The 10,806-nt window shown below is 55.6% G+C and carries 8 protein-coding genes; 2 read left to right on the top strand and 6 right to left on the bottom strand.

Features of this window, described 5'->3' with window-relative positions:
• Positions 1–69 precede the first annotated feature (69 nt).
• The gene (locus tag A1332_RS15755) at positions 70–1,326 is read left to right on the top strand and encodes a PepSY-associated TM helix domain-containing protein (protein ID WP_064009404.1); all 1,257 of its coding nucleotides are present in this window, start codon (positions 70–72) and stop codon (positions 1,324–1,326) included.
• 193 nt (positions 1,327–1,519) lie between these two features.
• Positions 1,520–2,503, top strand: coding sequence for a TonB-dependent siderophore receptor (locus A1332_RS15750; RefSeq protein ID WP_331709880.1), 984 nt, complete (start codon positions 1,520–1,522; stop codon positions 2,501–2,503).
• A gap of 163 nt (positions 2,504–2,666) precedes the next feature.
• Here A1332_RS15750 and A1332_RS15745 read toward each other — a convergent pair whose 3' ends face one another.
• Genes A1332_RS15745 through A1332_RS15720 form a run of 6 tightly spaced genes read right to left on the bottom strand, consistent with a single transcriptional unit; the run spans position 2,667 to position 10,705 of the window.
• Complete coding sequence (locus A1332_RS15745) at positions 2,667–3,557, bottom strand: DUF6671 family protein (protein WP_082879731.1); 891 nt, start codon at positions 3,555–3,557, stop codon at positions 2,667–2,669.
• A gap of 60 nt (positions 3,558–3,617) precedes the next feature.
• Positions 3,618–4,253: a YchE family NAAT transporter gene (locus A1332_RS15740; RefSeq protein ID WP_064009403.1), complete on the bottom strand. Its 636-nt coding sequence runs from the start codon at positions 4,251–4,253 to the stop codon at positions 3,618–3,620.
• Positions 4,254–4,277: 24 nt separating this feature from the next.
• On the bottom strand, positions 4,278–5,600 hold the full coding sequence (locus A1332_RS15735; RefSeq protein ID WP_064009402.1) for a sulfate adenylyltransferase subunit 1: 1,323 nt from the start codon (positions 5,598–5,600) through the stop codon (positions 4,278–4,280).
• Entirely contained in the window at positions 5,600–6,535 is a 936-nt protein-coding gene (cysD, locus tag A1332_RS15730; protein ID WP_064009401.1) for a sulfate adenylyltransferase subunit CysD, read from the bottom strand. Before cysD ends, A1332_RS15735 begins: the two co-directional genes overlap by 1 nt.
• Before the next feature lies 1 nt (position 6,536).
• Positions 6,537–9,116 (bottom strand): YbcC family protein, encoded by a 2,580-nt coding sequence (locus A1332_RS15725; RefSeq protein WP_064009400.1) that lies wholly within the window; start codon positions 9,114–9,116, stop codon positions 6,537–6,539.
• Positions 9,113–10,705: a proton-conducting transporter membrane subunit gene (locus A1332_RS15720; RefSeq protein ID WP_082879723.1), complete on the bottom strand. Its 1,593-nt coding sequence runs from the start codon at positions 10,703–10,705 to the stop codon at positions 9,113–9,115. Before A1332_RS15720 ends, A1332_RS15725 begins: the two co-directional genes overlap by 4 nt.
• Positions 10,706–10,806 lie beyond the last annotated feature (101 nt).

The following is a 10,806-nucleotide window of genomic DNA, read 5'->3' as shown; positions in this document are numbered from 1 at the left end:
ACAAGGGTTGGCGGACTTTGGGTACAAAGCCCTGACTCGTCAAATTCTCAACTCACTTCTGTTATTGCGATGAATGCAACCAACCAGCAATCGGGCCCGTCCGTTCCGGCCGAAACCAGCCATATTTCGCTTTCCCGCTTAAAAGCCCGCCGTAAGCGCTGGCTGACCGTACATTTGTGGCTGGGCGTGACATTGGGCTTGTTGCTGTCTATTTATGGTATCACCGGTAGCATCCTGGTGTTTTATCCCGAAATAGACGAATGGCTGCATCCCGATATGCTGACCGTGGAGGTGCCGACGCATGCCGAGTATCGGCCCTTGGCTGAAATTTTCGCAGCCGGCAAGGCGGCGATGCCGCCGCAAGCCAAACAAAACTTCGCCACCTACCCGCGCAACGAATTCGCGGCCTTCAAGCTGCGCTTTGCGGTGGCGGATGCTAACGGTGCGTTGGAGCGCTGGGAAGTAGGCGTCGATCCTTACACCGCGAAGGTCACCGGTAAACAGCTCCAGGAACGATCCGGCGATTGCTTGCCCAGCACCTTCATTGGCCTGATGTTTGAATTGCATTATGCCTTATTGCTGCCCAACGACATTAGTACGGTAGTGGTCGGCCTGTCCGGCATATTATTGATTATCTCTACCCTGACCGGCTTGATTGTCTGGTGGCCGTTGACCGGCAAATGGCGGCAGGCGCTGACGTTTAAACCCAGAGCCGGCAAGGTGCGCTTCAATTACGATCTGCATAAAATAAGTGGTTTTTACACGTTGCTGGTGATGGTGCCGGTGTTGTTTTCCGGGATATACATGGTGCTGCCGCATAACGTGGTGCCGGTGCTGGAATTGTTCTCGCCGGTGACTTATCGGTACTGGTTTCAATCCACGCCGCCGTATCCGAATGCTCCGGCCATTGGCATGGACGAAGCGGTGGCAATTGCCTTTAAACAGTATCCGCAAGGCCGTCCGCACTGGATTTACGGCGCCGCCGAGCCTACCAAAACCTATACGGTCTGCCAGGACGGCGTCGATGCGCCCGGCAGCATTTTGCAACGCCGTTGCACGGTGATCGACCGCTACAGCGGCAAAATTCTGGACCTGGACGACCCCAGCCTGCCGACGGCCACCGCCGGCGAGGTATTTACCCATTGGCAATGGCCTTTGCATTCCGGCCAAGCCTTTGGGATGACCGGGCGGATATTGGTGTTTATTACCGGTTTGGCTTGCCCAGTGTTATTCGTCACCGGGGTAATCCGCTGGCTACAAAAGCGTCGAGGAAACAGGCTGCCCGCGAAGATTAACCGCCACCGACATTGCCGACCTGATGCATAAGCATCGCCACCGCGCTGTATTGCCTGTTCTACCGCCGCGAAACCGCGCCGTTTGGCCTTCGGCTAAAAAAAATTCTCATCCGGGTTATAAAACTCACTCGCTCCGTCGTCTTTGCTTACGAACTCACACGGATACCGCGAAGGAGCGCCTTCCTCGCGAGCCGTTATCAGCGTATTTAAAGCCAGGAGGCCGGATGAGTCAGCGTTATCCGGCCTACTACGCCAATGCGCTGGCAACGCCCGCCGACGGCGGGGCTAACCATTACCTGTTCCGGGACGACTGGTACGGCGCGTATTTTCAGGACCACATTACCCTGTGGGACAAAGTGCATATCCTGGGCGGTGGCCGCTACGATTGGGCCAGAACCGGTGTGGGCATAGGCGATTCGGCCAGCGCCGCCGCCGCCTTGCCTTCGCGCCGGGATGAAGGCTTTAGCCCGCGGGTGGGGATTCTCTATCAACCCTGGGCCTGGGCCAGTATCTACGGCAATTGGACTACTTCATTCGGTGCCAACAATGGTGTAACAACCGCCGGCACAACGATCAATCCGGAAATTGGCGAGCAATTCGAAGCCGGGGTTAAAACCGAGTTTTTCGATCAGCGTTTGTCCACGACCTTGGCGTATTATCATTTAACCAAGGAAAATTTAATGACCCGCGATTTCAATAGCCCGGATGCTTTTGCCAACGCGGCTATCGGCAAAGCGCGTAGCCAAGGTCTAGAGTTGGACATGTCCGGAGCGCTTACTGACGAACTCAGTATTATTGGCAACTATGCCTATACCGATGCTCGCATCACCCAAGATTTTTCCGGTCTTCAAGGCAATCGTCTAAACAATGTGCCCGAACATTCCGGCAGCTTATGGCTCAAATACGATATTCATCACTATGAACCATTGAATGGTTTGAGCTTTGGTCTGGGCATCTTTGCCGCCGGACAGCGGCAAGGTGACAACGATAACACCTTTATATTACCTGGCTATGCCCGTCTGGATGCCTTTGCCAGCTATACCTATCAACTAGGAAAATCCCGGTTGATTACCCAATTCAATATCCGCAATTTGTTGGATAAAACCTATTACGAATCCACCGATCCATTCCAAAATGCGCCGCCGCGTGTCGGTATCTACCCTAGTGCACCATTAACGGCGATGGGGTCAATGCGGTTGGAGTTTTAGTTCGTTCCGGCAAGGCAGATTTAATAGCTAAACAGGTCGGGATTTGCAACCTCGACTTTGCCGATTTTTTCTTGCTGGGAAGCTCGAAAAAATCTTTCGGCAAAAATACGACTTCCCGGATAATTGGCCTCCCGGATTTTACTGGTCAGATCGATTAATTGCTTTATGGATTGCAGTAGTCGCAATTGCCAGCCGCTGCAAATTGCCTGTCTCGATTAACCAAAATTTGATGCGTGCAACGCACACAAGCAATGATATCCGCCCTGGCTTGCTCAGTCGGTTGTCCGCAATCCTCGCAAGGTAAGCCGCGGATTACCCCTGAATTTGCAAATCCGGGCGCAGCACAGGCGGGACAGCGTGAATGTAATTTTTGCACCAGAGCGGCGGCCGCACGGCGAATAGTAAGCATGCGCGTCGGATTGGCGAATGCCCGCATATCCGTTTCGATAAAAACCTTTCCAGCAGATGACAAGGATAAAGCCCATTCTAGGGCACCGTTAAACTCGTCCCAATTCGACAAGCCCTTACGAAACTGCGGATGATGTTGATCGTCCGGTCGCACGATCAAATAGTGTTCGGGAAACCCCGCTAACTCGGCGAAGCGCTTTGCCTCTTCCCAGTTGCAAACGGTTTTGTGGGAAAAGTTGGTGTTGCCGGAAGCGGTCGCGATCACTTCTATACCCAAACCCGCGTCAATCCACAGCAACAACTCTAGATTATGCGGCAGCAAGAAGGAGACCGGGTCCGGCCCAAACGCCCCTTCACTCGCCAAGCCGATGGGCAGGCTGGAGAGTTGCATACCCATTCTAGCTTTGGCGCGGGCGGCCTCAAGCTGACTGCCTACACGGGCGATGTCCCGGGTAAAGGTGCCGAATTGATCAGTATCATATTCGCTGACATGCTTAATCCGGCAGCCTAGACCTGCGCCTAACACTTCACTTAAAGGTGTTTCTTTACCATGTTTCGTGAGTAGTGCCACACTCTGTTCCATATAAACCGAAGGATTGGCGCTTAGGGCCTGGCTTGACTCGTTGTAATCTTCAGATGTTGTCATTTGATTACAGGTGCGAGATTGGTGGCAACGCTCTGCAATTTGATCCTCCGCCCGCATCACTCAGCCTCCCGCTAAAATCGGAAATAGTTCGGAGATGCCGCCGGCGATAAATTCGACGGCCGTTGAGGTCAATAACAATCCCATCACCCGCGTGACCACATTCATGCCGGTCTGCCCCATGACGGCGACAATGCGTGGCGCCAGGAGTAGTATCACGAGTACGATTAAACTGATGGTCGCGATCACGCCGCTGAACAACAGGTAATGTGCCAATGATAAATCGCGGTGCGCATAGACGATGGTGGTACTGATCGCGCCTGGCCCTGCCAGCAAGGGAATGGCTAGCGGCACCACCGCCACCGAGGATTTTTCTTGCGACTCGGCATCTTCTTCCGGGGTATGCCGAGCGCGATCGTCGCTAACCCGCAGCATCGAGATGCCCATCAACAGCAACAGCAGGCCGCCGGCGACTCGGAACGCCGGCAAGCCGATCCCAAAGAAATTCAGGATAGGCTCCCCGGCAACCAGCGAAGTGAACAAAACCATCGCCACTGCAAATGCGGTAGTCAGCGCCGTTTGTCGACGTTCCAGCGGTTGCTTTCTTGCGGTCAACGACAGAAAGATCGGCATCGCGCCGATCGGGTTGACTACAGAAATCAAGCCGGCCAGCAATTGCACGTATTCATTCCAATTCATTTCGATTCCCTAGAGCCTATCGCATTAAATAATCACACCTGCCGCCACCGTGTGCAAAGACAGAGGATCGATAACGATGAAACTGCCGGTGGTGCGATTATCGACATAGGCATCGACTAACAGCGGCTGTTGCAATTTCAATTTGACCCGCAGGATATCGTTCATTATCGCTGTTTCCGGCGCGGCCTGGTGAGCCAAGGTGTTGACATCAACCCGATAGCTTAGCTCCTCGAACAAAGCATTAACGGTGCGGGTGGTATGTTTAACCAAGTATTTGCCTCGCGCTTGTAGTGGCTGCTCGGATAACCAGCAGATATCAGCGTTGAGTGTCTTGACGACGCGAGGCGGCTGGATGGGGTCTGACAACATATCGCCGCGCGAGATATCGATTTCCCTATCCAGCGACACCACTACCGCGCGATCCGCGCTCGCGGCGGGCAATGAACGCTCGGCAACATTTAAACGCGATACGCGCGCCCGTTGTCCGGACGGCCAGATCGTCACTTCATCGCCAATTTGCATCTGCCCGGAAGCCAATGTGCCCTGATAGCCGCGAAACTCGGTGACGTTCGCGCCATTAGCTGCATTCCCCAACATCACTCGCACCACCCGCTGCACCGGCAGCCTTAACGGGGCATGCTCGGCGTCGCGGCGAGCTGGGACGGCTTCTAAATGCTCGAGTAAACTCGGGCCGTGATACCAAGGAATCGCTTCTGCACGACTGGCTACATTGGTGCCGTTCAGCGCTGACATTGGAATCGCGTGTACGTGATGACGGCCCAACGCCGCAACAAAGCTGTTGAAGGTGTCCACGATGCTTTTGTATACCATGGGCTGCCAATCCACCAGGTCCATTTTATTGACCGCCAAGACTAACTCGCGGATTCCGAGCAAATGCGCCAGATAGGCATGGCGGCGGGTCTGGGTAGTAACCCCTTTCCGAGCATCAACCAGCAAAATGGCAGTATCGGCGCTCGATGCAGCGGTTACCATGTTGCGCGTATATTGCTCGTGGCCCGGCGCATCGCCGATGATGAATTTACGCCGCGCCGTCGCGAAATAGCGATAGGCCACATCGATGGTGATGCCTTGCTCCCGTTCGGCGATCAGACCGTCGGTCAATAGTGACCAATCAATGGCTGCCAGTCCGCGCTTTTGCGAGGTGGCATGAATCGCTGCCAATTGATCGGCGGCGACGTTGCCGGTGTCGTAAAGCAATCGGCCGATCAAGGTACTCTTTCCGTCATCGACGCTGCCGGCGGTGATAAAGCGTAATAGGCCCGACGGGGTTTGCTGGTGGGTTCCGTCTGGTATAGGATCCGTTGTTAAGTAGTCAAGCGCGTTCATTAGAAATACCCCTCTTTTTTACGTTGTTCCATGGCCGCATCTGAGGCGCGGTCGTCCAGGCGGGTGGCGCCGCGTTCGGTCAGCAGACATTGCGCGGTTTCGGCGATGATGTCGGCCACATTACCGGCTGACGACGCCACTGGCGCGGTGCAGGAAATATCGCCGACCGTGCGGAAACGGCAGCTTATGGTTTCCACGGTATCGCCGGCTTGGGCCGGTGTCAGATGCGTCACCGGCACCAGAATGTCGCCGCGTCTCACGACTTGGCGCGGGTGGGCAAAGTAGAGCGCCGGCAGTTCGATGTCCTCGCGCTGGATGTATTGCCAAACGTCAAGCTCGGTCCAGTTCGAAATAGGGAACACCCGTAAATGGTCGCCGAGTGCGACACGAGTGTTGTACAAGGACCAAAGCTCCGGGCGCTGATGTTTCGGTTCCCATTGACCAAACTCATCCCGCACACTGACGATACGTTCCTTGGCCCGCGCTTTTTCTTCATCGCGCCGGGCACCGCCCAGACAAGCATCAAAACCGAATTCGGCGATTGCTTCCATCAAGGTTACCGATTGATAGGGATTGCGCGATTCCGATGCATGCCGCAAACGCACCGAGCCTTTGCGGATCGAATCTTCGACGCTACGCACGTGCAGCAGGCAATCGTAGCGTTCCGCCATCCGGTCGCGATAGGCAATCACTTCGTCATAGTTATGGCCGGTATCGATATGCAGCAGCGCACAGCCGATGCGCTCAGGATGAAACGCCTTGTAAGCCAGGTGTAATAACACCGCCGAATCCTTGCCGCCGGAAAACAACAACACCGGATGGCGGCATTCGGCAATCACCTCGCGCAGAATGAACAGGGCTTCGGCTTCCAGTAAATCCAGGTGATCGGTCGCAACCTGCGGCAGGTGGTATGGGGTATCGGTTTGCAAGTTCATTTCATCTCTCCCTGGAATAATTGGTAACGGCGTGCCAGTGCTGCCGGATGTAGCGATAGCAGCGGTTGTCAACCGGATCGATACGCGTCAGATGCAACCATTGGTTATCAACCAACTGCCGAACCTCGGCGTGGTTGGCTAATACTTGCTCGATCATCTCTGCTGGTGCTTCGATGACAACGGTCAAACGCACCGGCTCGTGGCGCAGGGTTTTGCCGTCATGTAGCGATTGCCAAGGCAAACCGACCCGCAAATCGCCGCCGTTGCCTTCCAGAATGCCAAGGGTGCCGACCACGTTATGCAAAGCCTTGTTACCGCTGCCGAAGCGGCGGTTATCGACGGTGGATGCGTAGTACTGTAGATTGATCCAGTTCGCTACCACCATCGGCGCACTCATAATCAGGCTCAAGATTGAGCCGTCGGCATCCTGCCGGTAATCGTAGTTGTGCAGAAACACCCGGCCGTTCAACTCAAAGTGATAGCTGCGTGGTCTGGGCGCGGCAATAAAGGCTGTATTCCCCGCCAGTCCCCATTCCGGGCGAATTTGCGACCAATCGCGGCTGCGTTGGGTGATGGCTTTCATCAGCGAAGCGGCATCCTGGCTGGGTAATCCCAAACCCGGCGCGCGCTCTTGGCGAGTAAGCTGCGAGGCCTGATCCAGCCAGCGCTGCAACAGCAACAGATCTTCGCTAAAGCAATGCGGGATTTGGTCAAGGTCGAACAGCCGTACCTCATCAGTTGTCGTGTCGTGTAAACCGGCGACAAACCAGGTGTCTTTCGGGATAGTCAGCCCCTGAGCGGCCAGACCCGCGCGGACCTCGCGATCGTTCAACACCGCTGCCGCCACCCGCGCGTTCGCTTCACCGCTGTGTCCACCACAGGCGCCGCAATCCAGTCCAGCCGCATACGGGTTGTTGACGGTGCTGCTGCCGTGTCCGCACAACAATATCAGCCGGGCAAATCCGTCAGTCAGACTCATACCCTGCAAGGCTTTGCGGGCCAGTTCGATGCGCTCGCCAAGGGCGATACCGGTTTCGACCACCGGCCCCTTGGCAATCAGACGACCGCGCTGACGGGTAATGACCGGGCCGATGCGTTGGACGATGGTTTTATCCAGACCGGCGATACCCGGCTTCACCACCGGCCGGGTCAAACCCAGGCTGTCACTCAGCAATTTGCCGGCGAAGCTCAGACCGGAAATTTCCACGTAAGAGAAGCAAGATACGGCGGAGTTTTTAAAGCCCTTCCAAAGCCTATTCAAACGCTTGCGCAGCCAGCGTCTCTCAAGGATGTTGCGCAACTCACCCACGTTGGCATCGCCCACGCTTTCCCGGATACGAAATTTGGGCTTCAGCAACACCGGACATTGCGGTTGCCCCTGATGGTGACCGAGCTCAATGTATTCGATGGGAAAACCGAAGAAGCCGGCAAAACCCAAGGTCTCGATAGTATGAGATTGCATTTCCAGAGCGCGGCGATAGACTTCCGAACGCACATCGATACAAAACACCGCTTGCAGGTTTTTACGCTCGGCTTGCCGATGGCTTGTTGAGGCCAGCGCCGACGCCAGTTTTTCGAACAAGGGGCGCTGCGTTGCCAATTCGTAGGCAGTCTGCAAAATATGGCGTATTTCAAGTGCTCCAGCGGTATCGGTATTTACCAGCGGCGCGTCTTGCCAATGGCCTCGCCATGCCTCGATATCTTGCAGGCTTGCCAGCGCCGAAATGAGTGCATAGTCATAGCTGAGCCGAATTGCCAGTAGTTGCAGCAAGGCGTCCTGGGTTTGCTCCGGGCTGGCTTGCCAATGTTTGTAGCGGACCCAAGCACTCCAACCGGCCACCGTCAGCAATTGCCGATGACAGGCATCATCGAGCCGGGCACTGGGCAAGCCCATTGCAGTGAATATCTGCGTAATCGCCTCAATGGGCTGTTCCGGCAAGGCGCTTATCGTCTGACGAAACGCCGGCAGGCCGGCTAATTCCGGCGTGCGATCGAAGGCCGCAGCGCGGCGCCAGGCCGCATACAGCGGCAGCCCCCGCCATGGCATGCGCCACGCTGACTGACCTTGATCGAAGTAAGCAGCGCACCATTTGGAGATCTCATCGGTAATCAATAGCGCCCATTGGCTGCCATGCACGGCATCCAAATGGTCCGCCAAGGTGTAGCAACGATTGCCTGGCAACGCGGTATCGTGGCTTGGCAGATCTTGCAATTCGATTAAGCATTGTTTGAGAGTCCAAATGCTGCCGGTTTGCTGCAAGGCCTGGCTGATATCGGCATCCTGAATATAGCCAAGCCGATATTGCTCGGCATAGAAACTCGCCGGCATCAGCATTTCGCCCTGACCCATGCGCGCGCTGAATTCGCAAGCCTCAGCAAAGGAGCGATCGCTTAAGCCAAGAAACGGATTGACCGCGACGAATTGTTGTAAGGGCCACAACGGTGCGATGCGGGTGCAGGCCCGCTCAATGGCAGCGAGTATGCCTGGCGATTGCAGGGTATCTTGGCCGTAAGTCCGGCCGGCTGTCTCGTCGCTGTCGAAGTGCTTGTTTGGTTTAAATGACAATAGGGCTGCGTTCATTGCGGTATTCCTCCAGAGTGACGATGGCTAAGACGAACGGGCTTGGACCCATAGCGTTGGATCATGCGGTTGGCGAGGGTACTGATGTAAAATCCGTTATAGAGATGCACGTAGGCCGCTTGCCAAACCTTTGCAGCCGCCGGGCCGGGGTACTGAATCTGTAACATCAAAATCGTGAAAAATCCTGCCAAGACGATGGTCAACAACACGCTGTCGAACAGGCTGTCTATCGGCATCTGCTGAGCAATCTCAGCGCGTAGCAGATGCAAGAAGCCGGTTTGTAGGGCGAAATACAGCAGGCTCACACCGCTGGCGATAAGCAGGGCTTTGCCAATTTGCGCGGGGCCGGCGTGATGGGCCAGGGCATTCCACAACAAGTAGGTCAAGGCCATTTGCAAGATGGCACCCAACAGCACAATGCCGGGTTCTTCCCGCAAGTTCAGATCGAATAAGCCGGCGCCGCCGACAGTCAACGCCAACGCCGCGATGAACGCCACCAGCAGTTCCCCAGGGTGGCGACTGTCTCGAATTGGCGGCGCCCAGGCCGCGCGAGCGATGTCGACCACACTGCCGCTGGATAAGAAGGCATGGGCCTTGTACAGGGCGTGGGCGATGATATGCAACATCGCTGAGGAAAATGCGCCGAGTCCGCATTGCAGCATCATGAAGCCCATCTGGCCGACAGTGGAAAACGCCAGTGACTTTTTAATGCTGGTTTGGGTCAGCATCACCAGAGAGCCGAACAAGGCGGTGACGGTGCCGATCACTGCCAGTAGGTGCAGGGCGGCAGGTGCCTGCACCAGTACGTGGCTCATGCGTATTACTAAAAAGCCACCGGCATTGATGATGCCGGCATGCATCAACGCCGATACCGGCGTGGGGGTTTCCATCACCTCCGGCAACCAGCTATGAAAAGGAAATTGCGCCGACTTGATGACAGCCCCGATGACCAGCGCAAAGGCGGCGGCGTTTAAGGTACTGCTATTATTGATAGCCGTGTCCGCGGCCGCGAACAGTTCGCCAAACTCCAGCGTACCGAAGACTTGATACAGCCAGACCCCCGCCAAAATCAGCGCGAAATCGCCTAAGCGGCTGAACACAAATTTCTTGCGAGCGGCGATGCGAGCACCCTGCCGTTCCGGATAAAACAACAATAGTCGGTGCAAACATAGACTGGTCAGAATCCAGGCCAGCACGAATAATATGAAATGGCCGGCGATGACCAAGGTCATCACTGCCGCGATAGTCCATGCGAGCCACTTAAAAAAACGGCCTTGGCCGGGATCGCCATCCAGGTAATGACGCGAATAGCGGATGACCACGGCGCCTATGAACGCCACCAGCATCAGCATCATGGCCGATAGCCTATCGATATAAAACAAGTTTTCTGCGACGCCAGCAGGCCCTGAGCCCTTATAGAAAATGCTGAAGCCGGCAAGCCCTGCTGTCAGCACCGCAATGATCGATAACGTTCCGCAAAGTTTGGTCATAAGTTGCGGGTGACGATCCGCCCAGGTCGACGATGGGATTCCTGATAGAAACAACAGCAGCGGCGCCGACACCGCGGAGTAAGTGATCAACGATGTCATGGCCGCAACTCCTGTCTGCTTAAAATCGCAGTGTTGTTGTGATGTTGTCCGATGAATAAGATGGCGGAGCGGATGGTGTTGTGCATGAGAATCCCCGGAAG

Origin of the sequence: Methylomonas methanica (assembly GCF_001644035.1) — a bacterium.
GTDB classification, from domain to species: Bacteria; Pseudomonadota; Gammaproteobacteria; order Methylococcales; family Methylomonadaceae; genus Methylomonas; species Methylomonas methanica_A.
This window is presented reverse-complemented; position numbering and strand designations above follow the sequence as displayed.